The sequence below is a fragment of the Microbulbifer sp. 2205BS26-8 genome (assembly GCF_030731025.1).
In the GTDB taxonomy this organism is placed as follows: Bacteria; Pseudomonadota; Gammaproteobacteria; order Pseudomonadales; family Cellvibrionaceae; genus Microbulbifer; species Microbulbifer spongiae.
Map to the genome: position 1 here is coordinate 126853 of NZ_JAVAMR010000004.1, position 19289 is coordinate 146141.

The 19289-nt window shown below is 57.8% G+C and carries 24 protein-coding genes; 20 read left to right on the forward strand and 4 right to left on the reverse strand.

The window, feature by feature from the left end:
* The first annotated feature begins 24 nt into the window (after nt 1-24).
* Nucleotides 25-1131 carry an enoyl-CoA hydratase/isomerase family protein gene (locus tag Q5Y71_RS02540; RefSeq protein ID WP_306039803.1) on the forward strand — a complete coding sequence of 369 codons (1107 nt, stop codon included), beginning with the start codon at nt 25-27 and terminating at the stop codon, nt 1129-1131.
* Nucleotides 1132-1187: 56 nt separating this feature from the next.
* Nucleotides 1188-2096 carry a 3-hydroxyisobutyrate dehydrogenase gene (mmsB, locus tag Q5Y71_RS02545; RefSeq protein ID WP_306039805.1) on the forward strand — a complete coding sequence of 303 codons (909 nt, stop codon included), beginning with the start codon at nt 1188-1190 and terminating at the stop codon, nt 2094-2096.
* A 32-nt stretch (nt 2097-2128) separates the two neighbouring features.
* Here the strand turns inward: mmsB and Q5Y71_RS02550 are convergent, their stop codons facing one another.
* Nucleotides 2129-2458, reverse strand: coding sequence for a hypothetical protein (locus Q5Y71_RS02550; RefSeq protein ID WP_306039807.1), 330 nt, complete (start codon nt 2456-2458; stop codon nt 2129-2131).
* Between the two features lie 130 nt (nt 2459-2588).
* Between Q5Y71_RS02550 and Q5Y71_RS02555 the strand changes: the two genes are divergently transcribed.
* The 4 genes from Q5Y71_RS02555 to fnr (Q5Y71_RS02570) all read left to right on the forward strand — a co-directional run bounded on the left by Q5Y71_RS02555 (nt 2589) and on the right by fnr (Q5Y71_RS02570) (nt 6498).
* On the forward strand, nt 2589-3284 hold the full coding sequence (locus tag Q5Y71_RS02555; RefSeq protein WP_306039809.1) for an OmpW family protein: 696 nt from the start codon (nt 2589-2591) through the stop codon (nt 3282-3284).
* A gap of 116 nt (nt 3285-3400) precedes the next feature.
* Nucleotides 3401-4789 (forward strand): oxygen-independent coproporphyrinogen III oxidase, encoded by a 1389-nt coding sequence (hemN, locus tag Q5Y71_RS02560; protein ID WP_306039810.1) that lies wholly within the window; start codon nt 3401-3403, stop codon nt 4787-4789.
* A 69-nt stretch (nt 4790-4858) separates the two neighbouring features.
* Complete coding sequence (gene fnr, locus Q5Y71_RS02565) at nt 4859-5590, forward strand: fumarate/nitrate reduction transcriptional regulator Fnr (RefSeq protein WP_306039812.1); 732 nt, start codon at nt 4859-4861, stop codon at nt 5588-5590.
* 176 nt (nt 5591-5766) lie between these two features.
* Nucleotides 5767-6498, forward strand: coding sequence for a fumarate/nitrate reduction transcriptional regulator Fnr (fnr, locus tag Q5Y71_RS02570; protein WP_306039843.1), 732 nt, complete (start codon nt 5767-5769; stop codon nt 6496-6498).
* A 214-nt stretch (nt 6499-6712) separates the two neighbouring features.
* On the opposite strand, the gene Q5Y71_RS02575 is transcribed toward fnr (Q5Y71_RS02570), so the two are convergent.
* Nucleotides 6713-7150: an STAS/SEC14 domain-containing protein gene (locus Q5Y71_RS02575; protein WP_306039814.1), complete on the reverse strand. Its 438-nt coding sequence runs from the start codon at nt 7148-7150 to the stop codon at nt 6713-6715.
* A 30-nt stretch (nt 7151-7180) separates the two neighbouring features.
* The gene (locus tag Q5Y71_RS02580; RefSeq protein ID WP_306039815.1) at nt 7181-7756 is read right to left on the reverse strand and encodes a hemerythrin domain-containing protein; all 576 of its coding nucleotides are present in this window, start codon (nt 7754-7756) and stop codon (nt 7181-7183) included.
* A gap of 489 nt (nt 7757-8245) precedes the next feature.
* On the opposite strand from Q5Y71_RS02580, the gene Q5Y71_RS02585 reads away from it, so the two are divergent.
* From Q5Y71_RS02585 to ribA, 12 genes are all read left to right on the forward strand, one after another.
* The gene (locus tag Q5Y71_RS02585; protein WP_306039817.1) at nt 8246-8707 is read left to right on the forward strand and encodes a porin family protein; all 462 of its coding nucleotides are present in this window, start codon (nt 8246-8248) and stop codon (nt 8705-8707) included.
* A 203-nt stretch (nt 8708-8910) separates the two neighbouring features.
* Complete coding sequence (gene glyA / locus Q5Y71_RS02590) at nt 8911-10179, forward strand: serine hydroxymethyltransferase (RefSeq protein ID WP_306039818.1); 1269 nt, start codon at nt 8911-8913, stop codon at nt 10177-10179.
* A 165-nt stretch (nt 10180-10344) separates the two neighbouring features.
* Nucleotides 10345-10812: a transcriptional regulator NrdR gene (nrdR, locus tag Q5Y71_RS02595; protein ID WP_306039819.1), complete on the forward strand. Its 468-nt coding sequence runs from the start codon at nt 10345-10347 to the stop codon at nt 10810-10812.
* The gene (ribD, locus tag Q5Y71_RS02600; RefSeq protein WP_306039820.1) at nt 10809-11954 is read left to right on the forward strand and encodes a bifunctional diaminohydroxyphosphoribosylaminopyrimidine deaminase/5-amino-6-(5-phosphoribosylamino)uracil reductase RibD; all 1146 of its coding nucleotides are present in this window, start codon (nt 10809-10811) and stop codon (nt 11952-11954) included. The genes nrdR and ribD overlap by 4 nt, the downstream gene beginning before the upstream one ends.
* On the forward strand, nt 11954-12616 hold the full coding sequence (locus tag Q5Y71_RS02605) for a riboflavin synthase (RefSeq protein WP_306039822.1): 663 nt from the start codon (nt 11954-11956) through the stop codon (nt 12614-12616). The genes ribD and Q5Y71_RS02605 overlap by 1 nt, the downstream gene beginning before the upstream one ends.
* An 88-nt stretch (nt 12617-12704) precedes the next feature.
* On the forward strand, nt 12705-13817 hold the full coding sequence (ribBA, locus tag Q5Y71_RS02610) for a bifunctional 3,4-dihydroxy-2-butanone-4-phosphate synthase/GTP cyclohydrolase II (protein ID WP_306039824.1): 1113 nt from the start codon (nt 12705-12707) through the stop codon (nt 13815-13817).
* 70 nt (nt 13818-13887) lie between these two features.
* Nucleotides 13888-14358, forward strand: coding sequence for a 6,7-dimethyl-8-ribityllumazine synthase (gene ribE, locus Q5Y71_RS02615; protein ID WP_306039825.1), 471 nt, complete (start codon nt 13888-13890; stop codon nt 14356-14358).
* Between the two features lie 63 nt (nt 14359-14421).
* Nucleotides 14422-14865 (forward strand): transcription antitermination factor NusB, encoded by a 444-nt coding sequence (nusB, locus tag Q5Y71_RS02620; protein WP_306039827.1) that lies wholly within the window; start codon nt 14422-14424, stop codon nt 14863-14865.
* Between the two features lie 15 nt (nt 14866-14880).
* A complete protein-coding gene (gene thiL, locus Q5Y71_RS02625) occupies nt 14881-15828 on the forward strand; it encodes a thiamine-phosphate kinase (protein ID WP_306039829.1) in 948 nt (315 codons plus the stop codon).
* Between the two features lie 61 nt (nt 15829-15889).
* Nucleotides 15890-16378 carry a phosphatidylglycerophosphatase A gene (locus tag Q5Y71_RS02630; RefSeq protein WP_306039830.1) on the forward strand — a complete coding sequence of 163 codons (489 nt, stop codon included), beginning with the start codon at nt 15890-15892 and terminating at the stop codon, nt 16376-16378.
* Between the two features lie 17 nt (nt 16379-16395).
* Nucleotides 16396-17031 carry a TIGR02281 family clan AA aspartic protease gene (locus tag Q5Y71_RS02635; protein ID WP_306039832.1) on the forward strand — a complete coding sequence of 212 codons (636 nt, stop codon included), beginning with the start codon at nt 16396-16398 and terminating at the stop codon, nt 17029-17031.
* A gap of 17 nt (nt 17032-17048) precedes the next feature.
* On the forward strand, nt 17049-17663 hold the full coding sequence (gene ribA / locus Q5Y71_RS02640; protein WP_306039845.1) for a GTP cyclohydrolase II: 615 nt from the start codon (nt 17049-17051) through the stop codon (nt 17661-17663).
* Nucleotides 17664-17745: 82 nt separating this feature from the next.
* Here the strand turns inward: ribA and Q5Y71_RS02645 are convergent, their stop codons facing one another.
* A complete protein-coding gene (locus Q5Y71_RS02645) occupies nt 17746-17907 on the reverse strand; it encodes an alpha-1,6-glucosidase domain-containing protein (RefSeq protein WP_306039834.1) in 162 nt (53 codons plus the stop codon).
* Between Q5Y71_RS02645 and Q5Y71_RS02650 the strand changes: the two genes are divergently transcribed.
* Both Q5Y71_RS02650 and Q5Y71_RS02655 read left to right on the forward strand, forming a co-directional pair.
* Complete coding sequence (locus Q5Y71_RS02650; RefSeq protein ID WP_306039836.1) at nt 17888-18565, forward strand: hypothetical protein; 678 nt, start codon at nt 17888-17890, stop codon at nt 18563-18565. The two genes, Q5Y71_RS02645 and Q5Y71_RS02650, sit on opposite strands and share 20 nt — an antisense overlap.
* A partial coding sequence (locus Q5Y71_RS02655; protein WP_371876983.1) for a hypothetical protein occupies nt 18562-19289 on the forward strand: 728 nt, incomplete at its 3' end. The genes Q5Y71_RS02650 and Q5Y71_RS02655, both read left to right, overlap by 4 nt.

Genomic DNA, 19289 nt, shown 5'->3' on the forward strand with positions numbered 1-19289 from the left:
ACAGGCACACTAAGACAGACAGCAATGGATCAGGACTTCCCCGTATTGTTTTCCCGGCGTGGCGCTGTGGCGATCGCGACACTCAACTTGCCCAAGGCGTTGAATGCACTGAACCTGCAGATGATAGAGCGGCTCTGTGCCCAGTTGGATACCTGGGCCCGGGACGATACAGTGGCTGTCGTGTGGATAGACGGCAGTGGCGACAGGGCCTTGTGCGCCGGGGGCGATGTGGTGACCCTGTACCAGCATTCGGCGAGCTATGGGGAGACAAGGGATTGCCGCTTCACCACAGAATTTTTCTCCCGCGAGTATCGTCTCGACTACAAAATCCATACCTATGCCAAGCCGGTTGTGGTTTGGGGCGGCGGCATCGTGATGGGTGGCGGTATTGGTATTACGGCCGGGGCCAGTCACCGTATTGTCACAGAAACCACCCGTATGGCCATGCCTGAAATCACCATTGGCCTGTTTCCCGATGTGGGGGGCAGCTGGTTCCTGAATCGTATGCCCGGCCGACTCGGGCTGTTTTTAGGGCTGACAGGTGCTCAGTTTAATGGTGCCGATGCCCTGTTTGCGGGCCTGGCGGACCGCATGATTGCGCAGGAGCAGCGCGATACCGTCTTGGAAACACTGGCTGCGTTGGCCTTTGCCCGGGATGCGGGCGCGAATCATGTCACCGTCAGTGATTGCCTGAAAACGTTTGAACTCGTATCGCTGCAGCGACCGGAATCGGTACTGCGGGAACACTATGACCAGATCCAGCAACTCACGGATTTCTCCAACCTGCCAGCGGTGTGTACGGCAATCCGCTCTTACCAGGGCGTGGACAAATGGCTGCGGCGCTCCGCCAACACCCTCGCGAGGGGTTCTCCCCTGACACCCTGGATTATCTGGGAACAGCTGCATCGGGGCCGTTACCTTTCCCTCGCCGATGTTTTTCGCATGGAACTGGCTCTGGCGGTCAATCTCTGTGCCAATGGCCACTTCAAAGAAGGGGTGCGTGCCCTGCTGATCGACAAGGACCGTGCTCCGCAGTGGCAACCGGCGAGCCTGGAGGAGATCTGCCCAGAGCAGGTGGCACGCTGCTTTGACAACCCCTGGCACGGCGAGCATCCGCTGGCAGATTTATAGAGCGAATCAGACCGTTTTCGCCCGGGACACCAACAACAAAATCTGGAGTGCTTTTTATGCAAAAGATCGCCTTTTTTGGTCTGGGTAATATGGGTGGCCCCATGGCTGCCAATTTGGTGAAGGCCGGATACCAAGTGGCGGCTTTCGACTTAAACCCCACGGCATTGGCGCAGGCACAGAGGGAGGGCTGCCTGCCCTGTGAGAATAGTGAACAGGCCCTGGAAGGAGCCGGCACCGTGATTTCCATGTTGCCCAGTGGCAATGCGGTCAAAGACCTCTATCTCGGTGAGCAGGGGCTGTTACAACAGCTTCAGGGGGATACCCTGGTCATTGATTGCTCGACGGTTTCTGCGGAAGACGCCTGCCTGGTGCACGAAGCGGCCCGTGCGCGCGGTATCCGCGCGCTGGATGCCCCTGTGTCCGGCGGGACTGCCGCGGCAATAGCGGGTACCCTGTGCTTTATGTGTGGTGGCGACACGGCGACAATTGATGCGGCGCGAGCACTATTGCAGGCCATGGGCAGCAAGATTTTCCATGCGGGTGGTGCTGGAGCGGGCCAGGTGGCGAAAATCTGTAATAACCTGCTGCTGGCTGTGCATATGACCGGTACTGCCGAAGCGCTGCAACTGGGTGTGGACAAGGGGCTGGACCCCAGGGTGCTCTCGGAGATTATGCGGGAAAGCTCGGGCAATAACTGGTCTCTGGCCCATTACAATCCCTTTCCTGGTGCCATGGAGAATGTGCCCGCAGCCAATGGGTATTGCGGCGGTTTCAGTGTGGCCCTGATGCTGAAAGATCTGCGCCTGGCCATGGATGCCGCAGCGGGCAGTGCTTCGTCCACACCTATGGGCGCACTGGCGGAAAACCTGTACCAGCTGCACGGTGCCAGTGCGGAAAACCAGCAGCTGGATTTCTCCAGTATCCAGAACATGTTTCGTCGTCCGGCAGGCGCTTTGACCGACTAGTCTTACTTACCTTGTCGCTGAGGTGCCTTTGCTCAGCCAGTGCTGCCGAACAGGGCCGGTCGGTGGCCATCCCTGAAGTGGCTGTGCACCTGTGAGACGGAGAGTGTGCGCGAGACTTTGGCCGGCTGAGCCACGTCCCCGGGCAGTATGTATCTGGTAACCGGTGGGGCCCGCAGGGTGCATAACAAGCTGTAGTGCTCCCATGTATCCTGTACTGTCATCTCCAAGAGCAACCCGTTTTCAAACGGGCCCGATGGTTTTTCTGGGTTTTCCGATTGGTGGCGCCCTGCCACGTCCGGGCTGTGCCTTATATTTTCCTGACTCCTACACAGGGAATCCACGATCGATGATCTTGTTGTCATGCATCTGAACCCCTTGATTTGGATCAATCCTCTGGGCGGGGTCAACAGTTAACCTGCCTGCGGCTGGTGAGTGGGCCTGGAAAGGTCTTCCCAAGTCGGAAAAATTCCAAATTGCCCTATGGAGAAATTGATGAATCGTATCATTGCGTGCGCAACCGTTGCGCTGACCGCTGGACTAGCTGTACCGGCATTTGCCTATGAAGAGGGGAGCATCATTTTGCGCAGTGGCATCGCCACGGTAGCACCCGATGTCAATTCCAGCGCGCTGTCAGTGTCGGGTGCCGAGCTGGGTGGCACCAGGGTTGATGTTGACAACGGTTCCGCCCTGGGCCTGACAGGCGTTTACATGTTCCACGATCACTGGGGTGTGGAACTGCTGGCCGCAACGCCGTTCACCCACGATATTCAGGTCGAGGGCCTGGGGGCGACCTTTGACCTTGGAGAAACCAAACAGCTGCCACCCACCCTGCTGTTGCAGTGGTATCCCATGAATCAGGGGTCTTCAGTCCAGCCCTATCTCGGAGTCGGGATAAATTACACGGCATTCTTTGATGAGGATATTGACAGCGCTGCGGATGCGAGATTTGCAAGCCTCGGCGCAACAGAAGGAGCCAAGCTGTCCCTGGACAACTCTCTTGGCCTGGCCGCGGAAGCAGGTGTGGATTTTGCTTTCGGCGCGGACAAGCGCTGGCTGTTCAATTTGGCGGTGTTCTGGATAGATATCGATACCGACGCCAAAGTGACAGTGCCGGGAGTGGGTGATATCACCGCCAGCGTGGATATAGATCCGCTGGTATACACGGCGGGGCTAGGCTACCGATTCTAAGCCTGCGGCACCCGGGCCTCGGGGTGGGGCAACCGCTGCGGTTTTTTTCAGGCGGGTCTGGCGGTTGTCTTTCAGTTTGTGGCGGGGGTTGTCGCAAATGACTGGATAAAATTGTGATGAGTATGGTGCAAGAGATAAAGACCAATGTGGGCGGGCTTTCAGAAGCGCTGTTATCCCGCTACAGCGGGCCCTGTCCCCGCTATACCTCTTACCCCACTGCGGATCGGTTCAGTGCACTGGATGGGGTCAGGCCCTGGGCAGCACTGCAGGACATTCGCAGCCTCTCTCTGTATGTTCATATCCCCTTTTGCCGCTCTCTGTGTTATTTCTGTGCCTGCAACAAAGTGATTACCCAGCAGTATGGGCTCGCCTCCAGCTACCTCGATCATCTTTTGCAAGAGGTGCGCTGGTACCGCGATAAAGTGGCGCGGGTACCGGTCACGCAGCTACATCTGGGTGGTGGTACGCCCACTTTTCTCAACGATGCGGATTTGCGCCGGTTGATGGAAGGGCTGGGAGAGGTCTTTGAACTGAACCCCGGTGATGGCGTTGAGTACAGTATTGAAGCCGATCCGCGTACTCTGGAGCCCGAGACGCTGGATACCCTGAGGGAACTGGGGTTTAATCGCCTTAGCCTGGGTATTCAGGATTTTGATGCCAAGGTACAGCAATCCATCAATCGTATCTGCAGTGCGGACCAGGTGAGCGCCCTGACTGCAGCAGCGCGCGAGCAGGGCTTTGCTTCCATTTCCTATGATTTGATTTACGGACTGCCACAGCAGAACCTAAACACGCTGCAGCGCACTTTGGACCGGGTGCTGGCGCTGCAGCCAGACCGTATCGCGCTCTATCACTACGCCCATCTGCCCCACCGATTTAAGGCCCAGCGCCTGATCGATACCGATCTGATTCCCCCTGCCGCGGAAAAAATCGCTATTCAACTGGCGGCAGTGGAGCACCTGGCGCGCGCGGGATATGCATTTCTCGGCATGGATCACTTTGCCCGTTCCGGCGACGAACTGGCCAAAGCCGCGGATACAGGCAGGTTACAACGGAATTTTCAGGGATATACCTTGATGCCTGCAGATGCCCTTGTGGGACTGGGTGCATCGGCAATCAGTTACAGTCGCAGCGGCTTCTGGCAAAACCTGCACCGCTTGAAAGAATACGCCCGGGCCATTGGCGAGCGGGGCAATGCGGCCTGCCGCGGCTGGTGGCTGAGCGAGGAGGACCGGCTGCGTCAACGGGTGATCAGCGAGCTCATGTGCCGCCTGCGCCTGGATAAAGGCGAGATCGAACGCTGTATGGGTACACCGTTTGCGGAGTATTTCCACACAGAGCTTGAGCGTCTGCAACCTATGTTTGACGACGGGCTTATTTACCAGGACGACAAGGCGATTGTTGTTACTGAGCAGGGGCGTTGGTTTGTGCGAAATGTGGCGTCGGCTTTCGATAGTTATCTCCACAACCAACCGACACAAGCCAAATATTCCCGCGTTCTTTAGCTGGCTGCAGGAGACGGTTGCCCGCTTAGCGGTTACAATTGCCGCAAATTGATTTACCGGCTGGTTAGTATGATGGACTCCTCAGTGGCGGTCAGCTGCAGCAACTGCTCCGTAAGGCGTTTATGCCTGCCCGCAGGATTATCCCAAGCCGATATTGATCGGCTTGAGCAGGTTACTCGCCGGAAAAAACTGGTTAAAGCCGGTGAGACGTTGTACCGCGCTGGTGACCCGTTTGCCAATCTGTATGCCATTCGTTCCGGCAGTTTTAAAACGGTGGTTATTGCTGCCGATGGCGATACCCAGGTGACGCATTTTGCCCTGCCTGGAGAACTGCTCGGTCTCGATGCCTACAGTGACCGGATCCACCCCAGTTATGCCGAAGCCCTGGAAGACAGTAGCGTCTGCCTGTTGCCATTCACCCAACTGGAAATTCTCGCCCACCAGGTTCAGGCTCTGCAGCAGCAGATTTACACGATTTTTTCCGAAGAGCTGCGCCAGGAAAATGATATTTTGATGTTGCTTGGCAAGCGCTCGGCAGATACCCGCCTGGCGGCACTACTGATTAATATTTCCAGTCGGTATTCCCGCCGCGGTTATTCCCACAGCAAGTTTATCCTGTCTATGCCGCGTACTGATATTGCCAATTACCTGGGATTGACTGCGGAAACCGTAAGCCGGCTGTTCTCGCGTTTACAGCGGGAGAAACTGATCAAGGTCAGTGGCAGGGCAGTGGAGATTGTGGACCTGGTGGGGCTGAGTGAACTGGCGGGTACCCATTGCAGTTATGAGGAGTCCCATTAACCGGTTGTATATAATAAAGAATATTCTCCCTCCTCTGCTCTTCGGTATGACAAAGGTTGAGGGACTGATTATTCCATAGAATAAAAATCCCTCTTTCTGATGTTCGATTGACTCTGCCCCACGCTACTCAGAGAAAGGGGTACAACTGCGACAGTTGGGTTATCAGTCGTTTTGATATGGTTGTCTCGCCTGAGGCGGTAAGTTGCAGCAATTGTTCGGTCAGACGCTTGTGCCTCCCTGCGGGGCCGTCCCGGGCTGACATCGATCTGCTGGAGGACGTTACCCGCAGGAAGAGGATCGTCAGGTCCGGGGAGATGCTCTACAGCGCCGGGGATTCTTTTCAGAACCTTTTTGCCATTCACTCCGGCAGTTTTAAGTGTGTAGTCACCGCTGCCGATGGCGATATCCAGGTAACCCATTTTGCCCTTCCCGGAGAGCTGCTTGGTCTCGATGCCTACAGCAGGCGGCGCCACAACAGTTATTCGGAGGTCTTGGAAGACAGCAGCGTCTGTCTGCTGCCGTTTGTCCAGTTAGAGCGGCTGGCCCAGCAGGTCCCGGCGCTGCAGCAGCAAATTTACAGCCTGTTTTCCGGCGAACTGCGCCAGGAAAATGAGCTATTAATGCTGCTGGGGAAGCGTTCCTCAGACACCCGCCTCGTCGCATTTTTGATCAACATCTCCAGCCGATGTGCCCTTCGGAAATATTCGCCCAACCAATTTGTACTCTCCATGCCACGCATTGATATTGCCAATTACCTCGGCTTGACTACAGAAACGATTAGCCGGCTTTTTTCCCGCTTACGCCGCGAACAATTGATCCGGGTGGATGGCAGAAGCGTGCAGATTCTGGATATAGTCGGGCTCAGTGAGATTGCGGGAACCCAATGCAGTTATGAGAATTCTCCATAACTGCTGCCTGTAAATAGACTGCACAGGCACAGTAGGTATTGTTCTTCCTGGGATAGTGGCGTGTTGACTCGCAATTGTCTACTGGGTGACCCGTCCCAAAATAGCCGGTTGTCGTAGGTTTTCCGCCGAGGCAGTGAGTCACAGTCTTTCTGGTATTTTCGCGGACATTTTGAAGAAAAAAGGGGGCGTAAACGCCCCTACAATCCACTACTTATCACGAGTGCGTGGAGAAAGCCGATGTTTTATCAGTTTGTTTATTGTTGGAGGTATTCCCTGTTGTTAGCCAGTCCATGGCTTTTTGATCTTCCACAAAGTAGCGTATCTCGCCACTCAAAAACCAGCCACCAATTTTTGTTGCGATTTCTTGCCACTCCTCGTCCCCGAGTACGGCAATCCGGGAGAACTCGTTACCGTGTTTCAGGGCGAGCCTGAACTCATCCCACACAGCATGCAGACCCCATCCCTCGAAATCGCGAATATCCACAAGCATGCTCACCTGGGGGTGTTTCACGCCCTCAAGGGCATATTCCAGCAAGGGTATGATTTGTTCGTAGTCTTTATGGGTCAGCTGGCCAACCGCTTTGATAGACAGCAGAAAATCATCATCGATTCGCTCTATTCCAATAGAAACACCGTGGCGTTTGATTTTCATCTCTCCTCCCTTGTTGACCGGCGCTACGTATCAGGCAAATGCAGTGGTCACAGTTTGATGCTGTGTGAGGTGCTGGTGCAGGATCTCATACACTTTTTTTCTGTTGTTATCAAAAAACGGATTCCCAAGATTTTCAGTTTGAATATGAATCAAGCGCCAGTCTTCTGTATCCAGATACCGCTCGACCTGGGGAAACAGTGCTGAATTTTCCAGGTGGATATGATTGCGTTGCAATTGTATATAGGCGCTGCTGGTATTCTGTAAAACCGTTCGTTCCACCATTGCGTTATTGGCCACTGCGTAAAAGAGTGTGCATATGCCTTTAGTTGCAGTTGCAATCTGCCGGTGCTGCCTCTGCACTTGATAGATGGCGTTGCGATTGTGGATTGGCTTGCGTAACAGCTGTGCAAATATCAAATCCTCCACCGGGTGGTGGTATTGATCCGGGTAGACGGAAAAATAATCCAGCGCGTCGAGAATGCATGAAAGAGTGTTTGGGTCCCGGTCACTGTGCTCAAAAAGATCCAGCAGCAGTTGCTCAAAACTATCAAGCATTTGTTGCATAGCTTGATGGTCACAACAGAGTTGCCGGTAGATGGTGTCCACCCCAGACCTCCGCGATTTGTTTCTTGTCCTATTGTTGATGGGCTTGATGTGGCTGGGTTGATTTGGATCAAGTGAGGGAAACTTAATGGAAAAGCGGGGGGCATTTGGCGAAATAGGGACTTGTGCACAACTTCCAGGATAGTTGCCAGGCCTGGCTCACTTGCCGCTCGGACAGTTGGTTGGGGATTCCGGCGAGCCGGGATGCGTAATACCCCTTATGGCATCCAACATTGAAAGGCCGGTGCAGTGCCGCTAATCAGAATCGTTCATTTTTTATCAGAATTGCTTGTTGGCTCTGGAGAGAGGGCTTTGGGAGTACACAGGGTCCCGTGTGAGGGTACTCAAGTTTTTGTTCATTACCCTACGAAGAAAGGGATATCCGTTGGTGTGGCCGGGGAAAAACTGATTGTTCAAAAAATTTTTGCTTCTATAATCCGCCGGCTTTTGTGAATTTTATAGTAAGGGGAAAGCACGTCTTTCAATTTTAAAATGTTGGCTGCTGTTGTGGCTTTGTTATGTTCTGCTGCTGTCCAGGCCGAGGGGGCCTATATGGGCGATGAGATTGGTATGATGGATGCAGATGGTAGCGATGACAGCCCTTTCAATGCCGGTATTCGCGCTGGGTATACCTGGAATTCTGGCTGGGGCATTGAGGCAGAGTTGACAGGTTCTATGACTGACGGCGATATTTTAGACCGTGATTTCTCTATCTCCACCCAGGCTGTGTATGCCACTTACCGCACCCAGGGAGATATTTATTTCAAGGGGCGTCTTGGTTACCTCAACGAAGAGGTGGATGTAGAGTACTTTGGTGATGCTTCCGATAGCGGTGCCTCCGTAGGTGTTGGTGTCGGTTTTACACTGGCCGAGAATATCTCCTTTGAGACCGAGTACACGCTGATTGAAGAAGAAGTGGATTACTGGTCAGGCTCCTTGGTTGTGCGTTTCTAAGCAAGACCATCCCCTTCAAATGCGGCCGTTGGGCCGCCTGTGTGTTTTGCGCATTCCCTCTGCCCTTTGGTGTACAATGCGCGCCTTTCTGAACGCCCAATACCCCGGTCCTCTCTGCTTCACGGGGCCCGGTTTCAGGGTCTGGGCACTGTAGTACCGGGTTACACAAGTGGCTAAACAGCCCGCTTTAACGAGGGAAAACCATGTTTGATGCATCTGTCACGCTCGCCACCTACGACCCCGAGATCTGGGAAGCCATCCGGGAGGAGGATGCTCGCCAGGAAGACCACATCGAGTTGATTGCCTCGGAGAACTACACCAGCCCGCAAGTCATGGCCGCTCAGGGCAGCAGTCTGACCAACAAGTATGCTGAGGGCTATCCGGGCAAGCGTTACTATGGTGGCTGTGAGTATGTGGACAAGGTGGAAACTCTGGCCATCGAGCGTGCCAGGCAACTGTTTGGCGCTGACTACGCCAATGTACAGCCCCACTCCGGCTCCCAGGCCAACGCTGCGGTTTACCAGGCCCTCTGTGCGCCCGGCGATCCTATTCTGGGTATGAGTCTGGCCCACGGCGGCCACCTGACCCACGGTGCCCGGGTCAACTTCTCCGGCAAGATCTACAGTGCCGTGCAGTACGGCCTGAATCCCGATACCGGGGAGGTGGATTACGAGGAGGTGGAACGCCTGGCGCTGGCGCACAGGCCGAAGATGATCGTTGCCGGCTTCTCTGCCTACAGCCGCGTAATGGACTGGGCGCGCTTTCGCGAGATTGCCGACAAGGTGGGGGCCTACTTGTTTGTGGATATGGCGCACATTGCCGGTCTTGTCGCTGCCGGCGAGTATCCCTCGCCGATCCCCTTTGCAGACGTTGTCACTTCGACAACCCACAAAACCCTGCGCGGCCCGCGCGGCGGCATCATCCTGGCCCGCGCCAATGCAGAGATTGAGAAAAAGCTGAACTCTGCAGTATTCCCCGGTGGTCAGGGCGGCCCGCTGATGCATGTGATTGCCGCCAAGGCGGTTTCCTTTAAAGAAGCCATGACCCCGGAGTACAGGGCCTACCAGAAAAAAGTGGTGGAAAATGCCCGCGCCATGGCGGAGACTTTTCTGGACCGGGGCATCAATATCGTTTCCGGAGGCACCGATGACCATCTGATGCTGGTGGATCTGATTGGCAAGGCGTATACCGGTAAGGATGCCGATGAGGCCCTGGGCCGTGCCAATATCACGGTGAACAAGAATGCGGTACCAAACGATCCGCGCTCCCCATTTATCACCAGTGGCCTGCGTGTCGGCACCCCGGCGATCACCACCCGCGGTTTTGGTGTCGAGGAGACCCAGCAACTGACCCACTGGATCTGTGATGTTCTGGATGCACTGGAAAAGGGGGAAGCGGAGGCCGCTATCGCCGGGGCTAAGCAGAAAGTGCTGAAAATTTGTGCACAGTATCCGGTGTACAGCCAGGGTTGATCGGTGGTGTTGACAAGAAAGCGGCTCTTTGGGCTGTTTTCTGTATGGCTGTGCTGGTGCGGTTAGACTGGATTGCCCCGCGGGCACACTGGCTGCCGGGCCACCTGGCGGAGCGGCTATGGTAAACTGCGACCCATTTTCCACTCCCTTTGGGGACTATCCCGTATGCACTGTCCTTTCTGCGGCGCAGAAGAAACCAAAGTTGTCGATTCCCGCCTGGTGGCTGAAGGGGATCAGGTGCGCCGCCGGCGCGAGTGCCTTGAGTGTCGCGAGCGTTTTACCACGTTTGAAACCGCCGAACTGCTGCTGCCGCGGGTCGTCAAGCAAAATGGCCAGCGGGAGCCGTTCTACGAAGACAAGCTGCGCGCGGGCATCCAGCGCGCGGTGGAAAAGCGCCCGGTCAGCACCGAACGGGTGGAGTCTGCAGTCTCCCAGATAAAACACGCCCTGCAGGCTACCGGTGAGCGGGAGCTGCCCGCCCGCGCCATTGGAGAATTGGTGATGGAGCAGTTGCGCGAGCTGGACCAGGTGGCCTATGTGCGCTTTGCCTCGGTGTATCGGCGTTTCGAAGATGTGAGTGAATTCAACGAAGAGATCGAACGCCTGATCGGTAAGGGAAGTGGTTCGCAATGAGCGCTACCGTTGTGCAGAATGCCGAGGCACTGATGGCTCGTGCTGTACAACTGGCGGAGCGGGGCCTGTATACCACCATGCCGAACCCACGGGTCGGGTGTGTGATTACCGATCCTGCCGGTGCGGTTGTGGGCGAAGGCTGGCATCAACGCGCCGGTGCAGCCCATGCGGAGATCGCAGCACTGCACATTGCGGGCGAGCGCGTCCGCGGGGGCACGGTGTATGTCACCCTTGAGCCCTGCAGCCACACCGGCCGCACGGGGCCCTGCACAGAGGCGCTGATAAAAGCCGGCGTTGCCCGCGTGGTCTACGGAATGCAGGACCCGAATCCGCAGGTTGGCGGCACGGGTCTGCAGAAACTACGCGAAGCGGGTATCGAGGTGGCAGGTCCCCTGCTGGAAGCCCAGTGCCGAAGGCTTAACCCCGGTTTTATCAAGCGCATGACCCTGGGCCTGCCGCTGGTGCGCTGCAAGTCCGCGATGAGCCTGGACGGGCGCACCGCCATGGCCAGTGGCGAGTCCAAATGGGTGACCGGTCCCGCTGCGCGCGCCGATGTACAGCGCCTGCGCGCACGCAGCTGCGCGATTGTTACCGGTGTTGAGACCGTGCGCTTTGACAACCCCAACCTGAATGTGCGCGCCGATGAAATGGCGCTGGCAATGCTCGCGGCGGAGCGAGCCGCTGAAGTACAGCCACTGCGGGTCATTGTTGACAGCCAGCTGCGCACACCGCCCAAAGCCTTTATTTTGCAGGGCGACGCCCCCACACTGGTGTGCACTACCGAACGCGCAGCATCAGAGCGCCGCGCGCGACTGCAGCAGGCCGGTGCCGAGGTGCTGGTATTGTCATCGGATGCCAATGGGCGGGTGGATCTGCTCGCTTTGCTGCAGGAACTGGCGCGGCGCCAGTGCAATGAGGTTCTGGTGGAAAGCGGCGCGACCCTGTCCGGTGCATTCCTGTATCGCGGTCATGTGGACGAATTGATTGTCTACCTGGCGCCCAAGCTCCTCGGCAGCACGGCGCGACCGCTGTTTGCACTGCCGATCGAGCGGATGGGTTCAGTCCTGCCGATTACGATTACCGATATGCGTGCAGTCGGACACGATTGGCGCATCACCGCAACCACGGATATCGAGTACTGATGTTTACCGGGATCATTGAAGCTGTGGGTGACATCGCCGAACTTGAAGCGCACGCGGGTGACCTGCGTCTGCGGGTAAGGAGTGGCGATCTGGACCTGTCCGACGTGCAGTTGGGGGACAGTATCGCCACCAGCGGCGTGTGCCTGACGGTGGTGGCACTCTGCGGTGACGGCTATTGGGCAGATGTGTCTGCGGAAACCCTGGCCGTCTCCTGTGTCGGTGGCTGGAAAAGGGGCGACCGGGTCAATCTGGAGAAGGCCCTCACCCCGCAAACGCGTTTTGGCGGCCATATTGTCAATGGCCATGTGGATGGCATCGGTACCGTAGTGTGGCGCAAATCCGAAGCGCGCGCCGAGCGGTTCCGCCTGCGCGCACCGGAAAATCTGGCCCGCTATATTGCCCATAAGGGCTCGATTACGGTGGATGGCACCAGCCTTACCGTGAATGCGGTGGACGGCGCAGAGTTCGAGCTGACCATCGTACCCCATACCTTGCAGATAACGATTATGGATGGTTACACCGCCGGTACCCGGGTCAATCTGGAGGTGGACCTGATCGCGCGCTATCTGGAGCGCCTGCTTCTGGGGGAGCAGGCGGCCACACCCGGCACTACGGAGATAACCCGTGAATTTCTCGCCCGGCACGGGTTTTACCCGCGCTAGCCGGCCTGGCGCACCGGGGCCCAGCACGGTTGTCCGCTGCCGTGGGGGGCGCCCAATTTGCAACTGACCAATTTATCCAGAGTGAGCAATGGAACTTAATACGGTTGAAGAACTGATCGACGATATTCGCCAGGGCAAGATGGTGATCCTGATGGACGACGAAGATCGCGAAAACGAGGGCGATCTGGTGATGGCGGCGGAACAGGTACGTGCCGAGGACATCAATTTCATGGCCACCCACGCCCGCGGCCTGATCTGTTTACCCCTGTCCAAAGAGCGTTGTAAACAGCTGGAGCTGCCACTGATGTCGCAGGAAAATGGCGCTTCGTTCAGCACCAACTTCACCGTCTCCATCGAGGCTGCCGAGGGGGTGACCACGGGGATTTCCGCAGCGGACCGCGCCCGCACCGTGCGCGCGGCGGTGGCCAGGAACGCCAAGCCCAGCGATATTGTGCAGCCCGGCCATATCTTCCCGATCATGGCCCAGCCCGGCGGTGTACTGAGCCGGGCCGGTCACACCGAAGCGGGATGCGACCTGGCGCGCCTGGCGGGGTTTGAGCCCGCTGCGGTGATTGTCGAGGTCATGAACGCAGATGGCACCATGGCGCGGCGCCCCGACCTGGAGCGGTTTGGCAGGGAGCACAACATCAAGATCGGCACCATCGCCGACCTGATCAACTACCGCGCCCTCAACGAAAAAACCGTGGAGTGTGTCAACGAGCGCAAGGTGCGCACCGAGTTTGGTGAATTCAGGTTGCGCACCTATCTGGACAGAGCCCGCCGCGAGCGCCACTTTGCCTTTATCAAGGGGGAGCCCACGCCAAAAGAGCCCACCCTGGTGCGGGTTCATGTGGGCAATACTTTGCGTGATGTACTCACCATTCGTCGCGGCGACGAAACATTCACGCCCTGGACCTTTCGCCGCGCCATGCAGCGTATTGAACAAGAGGGCAAGGGGGTGGTGGTGTTGATCTGCCACAACGAGACAACAGAGGAAATCGAAGAGAGCATCGACTGGCTGATCAGCGGCAAGCAGCAGCGCCCCAGTCAGGATTTGGTGTACAAACAGGTGGGCACCGGCTCGCAGATACTGCGCGATCTCAAGGTGTGCAAAATGCGCCTGATGAGTGCCCCGTTCAAATTCAGTGCCATTTCCGGCTTCGACCTGGAAGTGGAGGAATACCTGAACGCTGACCAGTAAACCGAACTGTGCACGCGGGCCCTGTTAGCGGATGGGGCCGGTGCTACGAACTGGATACGGATTGGAAACTATGAGCAATATGCAAGTGATCGAAGGGGACTTTGTCGGCAGCAGTGGCCGGTATGCACTGTTGGTGAGCCGCTGGAACAGTTTTGTGGTGGAGCGCCTGAAAGACGGCGCGCTCGATACCCTGCGCCGCAAGGGCATCCCGGATGGGGATATCACGATATGCTACGCACCGGGTGCCTTCGAGTTTCCACTGATTGCACAGAAGCTGGCGGAGAGTAAAAAGTTCGATGCGGTGATCGCCCTGGGGGCGGTGATTCGCGGCGATACTCCGCACTTTGAATATGTCGCCGGCGAGTGCACCAAGGGGCTGGCGCAGGTAGCGCTGAACACCGGCATTCCGGTGACATTCGGTGTTCTCACCGTGGACTCCATTGAGCAGGCCATCGAACGCTCCGGCACCAAGGCCGGCAACAAGGGCTGCGAGGCTGCTGAGTCCGCCCTGGAAATGGTCTCGCTGCTCGGCAGGATCTAATACTGCGGTGCCGGCCGGCAGGTGGCACCAATCCACTCTGTGAAGTATCCACCGGAAAAGACAATGACGGTAACTGCATCCGCCCGCCGCAAGGCGCGCCACTATGCCATGCAGGCGCTCTACCAATGGCAAATGGCCGGCGCCAGTATCACGACTATCGAGGCGGAGTTTCACGCCGACAATGATATGAGTAAAACCGATGTGGCGTATTTCCACGACCTGTTCCACGGGGTTGCAAAAAACCTCGATGCGGTAGAAGGCACCTTTACCCCCTACCTGGATCGCAGTGTGGAAGACCTGGACCCGGTTTCCCGCGCACTCTTGCGCATGTCTGCCTACGAACTGCAATACCGCGTGGATGTGCCCTATAAGGTTGTGATCAATGAATCGGTGGCGCTGGCAAAAAAATTCGGCCCCACCGATGCCTTCAAGTTTATCAACGGCATTCTGGACAGGACTGCCGCAACACTGCGCGCGGCGGAAGTGGCTGCGGACAAGAAAGCCTGACTCTCAGTCACAGCCATGAAACGTGCGCCGGGCGAGTTTGACATTATCCGCGACTACTTCGCCAGCGCCCCGCAGGGCGAGGGCGTGGCGCTGGGTATTGGCGACGATTGCGCGCTGCTGCAGGTGCCGGCGCAGGGCCAGCTGGCCGCCTCCGTAGACACACTGGTGGCGGGTAGGCACTTTCCTGTGGCGGCAGACCCCGCCGCCATTGCCACACGGGCACTGCGGGTGAATCTCAGCGACCTGGCTGCCATGAATGCTCGTCCGCTGTGGTTTACCCTGGCGCTGACCCTGCCGGGCAGTGACGCGGATTGGTTGCAGCGGTTCGCCGATGGCCTACTGAAAACCGCCAGACAATTTGGCATTTCCCTGGTGGGTGGCGACACCACCGCGGGACCCCTGTCTATCACGATCCAGGTACTTGGCCAGACTCTGAAACCGCTGCGACGGGACGGCGCCCACCCCGGCGATTCCGTGTATATCAGTGGTCCCCTGGGTGGCGCGGCAGCCGCTCTGCCGGTCATCCTGGGTGAACGGGCAGCAGAGGGGGAAACCCGGCGCAGGGCCGAGCGGGCTTATTACTATCCCGAACCGCAGTTCGCCACTGCGGCGGCCATCGCCGGGCTGGCCAGCAGTGCTGTGGATATTTCCGATGGCCTGCTGGCAGATCTCGCCAATATCTGCACAGCCAGTGCGGTCAGTGCCGATGTATATCTGGAGCGCCTGGCGATTGCGCCGCTGGCGCGGGCCCTGGCGGGCGAGGGCGCACTGGCGTTGGCCGCCGCCGGAGGCGATGATTACCAGTTGTGTTTTACCGTGCCCCAGGCGCGGGTTCCCGCCCTGCAAAAGCTGGAGCTGGAGGCGGTGGCTATCGGCACACTGAGCCCTGGCGAAGCCGAGGTGCGCTGCTGGCAAAACGGCAGGCGCTGGCGGGCGTCCCGTACGGGCTACCGGCATTTTTGAGCGCGGCTTTACAGGTAGGCCATACCGCTATGGCTGTGCAATGTCACCGGAATTGGGCACCATGAAGATACAGAATCCGTCTTTTTCCCAACTGTTGCGCCACCCCGCACTGTTGCTGGCCTTTGGTTTTGGTGCCGGCCTTGCCCCCAGGGCGCCGGGCACCTTCGGCACCCTCGCCGCCATCCCCTTCTGGTGGTTGATGCAGGGGCTGTCACCGGCCGGGTATCTGGGGATTGTGGTGGTCGCGGCGCTGCTGGGGTGTTACCTGTGCGGAGCCGCGGCGAAGAAACTCGGTGTGCATGACCACGGCGGCATAGTCTGGGATGAAATGGTGGGTTACTGGCTCACCATGTGGATGGCCCCCCAGGGCTGGCTGTGGGCGCTGTACGGTTTTGTGTTGTTCCGCCTGTTCGACATTACCAAGCCGCCGCCCGTGCGCTGGGCAGACAGGCAGGTACACGGTGGCATCGGAATAATGCTCGACGATATACTGGCCGCCATTTACGCGGGGCTGGTAGTGCAGGTGACCGCATGGCTGATGGGCGTGTAAACGGATAGGGACGATCGATGGGAAAACGATTGTGTGTACTGCTGGGGCTGCTGATTGCCACTGCCGCCGGTGCCCAGCAGGTACAGCTCAAGGGCCTGTTCGGCGACAGCGCCCTGCTGGAAATCGATGGTCGCCAGCGTATTCTCAGCAGCGGGGAAAGCTCCCCGGAGGGGGTCGAGTTGCTGGAGGCCACCACCGGCCATGCCCGCGTGCGCGTCGCCGGGCGCGAGCGAAAACTCACCCTGGATACGCCGGTTGCCAGCCGCTATGTGCAGGCCGACAAGGCCGAGGTGCGCCTTATGGCCGACCCTCGCGGCCACTACAGTACCGAAGCCTGGGTGAACGGATTGCGTGTACCTATGCTGGTGGACACCGGCGCAACCAGCATCGCTTTCAACTACCCCACTGCGCGCCGACTCGGCCTCAACCTGGAAGGTGCGGAGGAAATCGCGGTTTCAACCGCCAATGGTATGACACGTGCGTATTTGGTGAATCTCAGCAGCGTGACCATTGGCGGCATTAAACTGCACAATGTGAAGGCCACTGTGCACACCGGGGACTTTCCCCGTATCGTGTTGTTGGGCAACACCTTTCTCGCCCGGGTGGATATGAAGCAGCAGGATGGTGTACTGATACTGCGCGCACGCAACTGAGTGGAAGAGGTATGACGTTGGCTATTCGATATGTGGAATCCTCAAAGCTGCCCACCTCCTGGGGTATGTTTGAGATGCACGGTTTTGAGGAAGTGGGCACCGGCAAGGAGCACCTGGTACTCACCATGGGCGACTTCGATACCGATGCGCCGCTGCTCGCCCGCATCCACTCGGAATGCCTGACCGGCGATGCGCTCTTCTCTCTGCGCTGTGACTGCGGTGCCCAGTTACAACACGCAATGCACCGCATTGCCATGGAAGGGCGCGGGGCCATTTTTTACCTGCGCCAGGAGGGTCGCGGCATCGGCCTGCTGAACAAGATTCGCGCCTATCACCTGCAGGACTGCGGGGCAGATACTGTCGAGGCTAATGAAAAGCTCGGCTTCGGTGCGGATATGCGCGATTACTCCCTGCTCAAGGGGATGATTGAGCATCTGGGCATCCATGCCATTCGCCTGATGACCAACAACCCGCGCAAGGTGAAAGCCCTGCAGGATCTGGGTATTGAGGTGACCGAGCGCCTGCCGCACCAGTCCGGGCGCAACCCGCACAATGCCAAATACCTCTCCACCAAAAAAGGCAAGCTGGGGCACCTAATCGAAAGCGGGGAGGAAGAGGGCGGGGAGCCATAATTTCCGCTCTTTTGTGCCCCTGCCATGCTAGTACAAGGGCCGGATATCTCCGGCCTTTTGAACTGTGCCAGGCGCGATAGGCTCAATCAGGGCGGCGCGGCTGCACAAATACCGCAGTGCTGCGCCCGGGCAGGGTAAAGCTGCCGTTGCGGGGGTTGAAGTTTGCCCGCTGCAGGCGCGGGTCTACCGAGCGGCGCTGGCGGCGCTTGGGCGCCAGCTCGGGGTTGGCCAGCACTGGCTGCATTATACGCACCGAAACCCAAGGCCTGCACAAAACGATCTATGCCGATAGAGAGTACGACAACCTCGGTCGCCTCACATTTGTCAGTGAACCCTACTTTATCGGCAACAGCCGTCTGTGGACCAAAACCGACTACGACCTGCTCGGCCGTCCCACCCGCGTGACCGCCCCGGACGGCTCCCAGGCCACTATGGAATATTTGGGTCTCAAGACCATTACCACCAATAACAAGGGCCAGCAAAAAACCGAATACAAAAACGTCGCCGGTGAACTGGTCGATGCCATCAACGGGCGCCTTACCTACGAGTACGACAGCCAGGGTAACCTGCACAAAGCCAAATCCTGGGGCAAGACCAACAGTGCCGGCAGCCATATCGACGAGGGCGACGGCCACAGCTATCCCATTGTGGTCACCATCAACTACGACCACCTGGGTCGTAAAACGGACATGGACGACCCGGACAAAGGCGCCTGGGAGTATACCTACACCAGGCTTCTACCGGACGCCTGCTCAACTAGACTTCCACAGTTCTGGGTACCTTTGGTATCCAGAGCATCAGTTACCAGTGGGATACCCTGGGCAACCTCACCAGCCGCCACAACCAGAGTGGCAGCAAGAACCTGTGCGAAAGCTTCTGCTATGACGACCTTAACCGGTTGATCAAAACCCATATCGGCAGCAGCAATGTAAACTGTGACAGCCTGAGCACTGCCAACCAGGATGTCCGCTACAATGCCATCGGCAATATCACCTACAAAGCCGGTGTAGGTACCTATGCCTATGGCCAGAACGGTGCCGGTCCCCATGCCGTGACCACTGCCGGCGGGGTCAGCTACCACTACGACGCTTACGGCAATATGACCTCAGACGGCTTCGACGGTGGCCGTACTATCCAGTACACCACCTTTGATAAAGCGGAGCGGATCGAAAAGGGCAGCCATACCACCGACTTCCTCTACGGCCCCAGCCACAGCCGCTATTACCGCAAGGACACCAACAGCAGCAGCGGGGAAGTCACCGAGACCTGGTATATCGGTGGTATTGAGCGCATCCAGAAATCCAGCGCCCCCGGCGAAATCCAGTGGAGGCGCCACCTGGGCACCGCCGTGTACACGGTAAAAACCGATCTTGCCTACGCGGTGCAGTCCACCGACAAGCTGTTCCTGTACAAGGACCACCTGGGCTCCATGGACCTGATTACCGATAAGGCTGGCAAGGTGGTACAGGAGATGTCCTTTGACGCCTGGGGCCAGCGCAGAAATACCGACTGGAGTGCGTTGCCCCTCACCGCATTGTCAAGCTTCGACCACAGCCGCACCACCCGCGGCTATACCGGCCATGAGATGCTCGACGAGGTGGGCCTGATCCATATGAACGGGCGGAT

What these genes read in the sequence shown, in the direction of transcription:
- Q5Y71_RS02540 (WP_306039803.1), top strand. Translation starts at nt 25, where the DNA reads ATGGATCAGGACTTCCCCGTATTGTTTTCCCGGCGTGGCGCTGTGGCG.
- mmsB (WP_306039805.1), top strand. Translation starts at nt 1,188, where the DNA reads ATGCAAAAGATCGCCTTTTTTGGTCTGGGTAATATGGGTGGCCCCATG.
- Q5Y71_RS02550 (WP_306039807.1), bottom strand. Translation starts at nt 2,458, where the DNA reads ATGACAACAAGATCATCGATCGTGGATTCCCTGTGTAGGAGTCAGGAA.
- Q5Y71_RS02555 (WP_306039809.1), top strand. Translation starts at nt 2,589, where the DNA reads ATGAATCGTATCATTGCGTGCGCAACCGTTGCGCTGACCGCTGGACTA.
- hemN (WP_306039810.1), top strand. Translation starts at nt 3,401, where the DNA reads ATGAGTATGGTGCAAGAGATAAAGACCAATGTGGGCGGGCTTTCAGAA.
- fnr (WP_306039812.1), top strand. Translation starts at nt 4,859, where the DNA reads ATGATGGACTCCTCAGTGGCGGTCAGCTGCAGCAACTGCTCCGTAAGG.
- fnr (WP_306039843.1), top strand. Translation starts at nt 5,767, where the DNA reads ATGGTTGTCTCGCCTGAGGCGGTAAGTTGCAGCAATTGTTCGGTCAGA.
- Q5Y71_RS02575 (WP_306039814.1), bottom strand. Translation starts at nt 7,150, where the DNA reads ATGAAAATCAAACGCCACGGTGTTTCTATTGGAATAGAGCGAATCGAT.
- Q5Y71_RS02585 (WP_306039817.1), top strand. Translation starts at nt 8,246, where the DNA reads ATGTTGGCTGCTGTTGTGGCTTTGTTATGTTCTGCTGCTGTCCAGGCC.
- glyA (WP_306039818.1), top strand. Translation starts at nt 8,911, where the DNA reads ATGTTTGATGCATCTGTCACGCTCGCCACCTACGACCCCGAGATCTGG.
- nrdR (WP_306039819.1), top strand. Translation starts at nt 10,345, where the DNA reads ATGCACTGTCCTTTCTGCGGCGCAGAAGAAACCAAAGTTGTCGATTCC.
- ribD (WP_306039820.1), top strand. Translation starts at nt 10,809, where the DNA reads ATGAGCGCTACCGTTGTGCAGAATGCCGAGGCACTGATGGCTCGTGCT.
- Q5Y71_RS02605 (WP_306039822.1), top strand. Translation starts at nt 11,954, where the DNA reads ATGTTTACCGGGATCATTGAAGCTGTGGGTGACATCGCCGAACTTGAA.
- ribBA (WP_306039824.1), top strand. Translation starts at nt 12,705, where the DNA reads ATGGAACTTAATACGGTTGAAGAACTGATCGACGATATTCGCCAGGGC.
- ribE (WP_306039825.1), top strand. Translation starts at nt 13,888, where the DNA reads ATGAGCAATATGCAAGTGATCGAAGGGGACTTTGTCGGCAGCAGTGGC.
- nusB (WP_306039827.1), top strand. Translation starts at nt 14,422, where the DNA reads ATGACGGTAACTGCATCCGCCCGCCGCAAGGCGCGCCACTATGCCATG.
- thiL (WP_306039829.1), top strand. Translation starts at nt 14,881, where the DNA reads ATGAAACGTGCGCCGGGCGAGTTTGACATTATCCGCGACTACTTCGCC.
- Q5Y71_RS02630 (WP_306039830.1), top strand. Translation starts at nt 15,890, where the DNA reads ATGAAGATACAGAATCCGTCTTTTTCCCAACTGTTGCGCCACCCCGCA.
- Q5Y71_RS02635 (WP_306039832.1), top strand. Translation starts at nt 16,396, where the DNA reads ATGGGAAAACGATTGTGTGTACTGCTGGGGCTGCTGATTGCCACTGCC.
- Q5Y71_RS02645 (WP_306039834.1), bottom strand. Translation starts at nt 17,907, where the DNA reads ATGCAGCCAGTGCTGGCCAACCCCGAGCTGGCGCCCAAGCGCCGCCAG.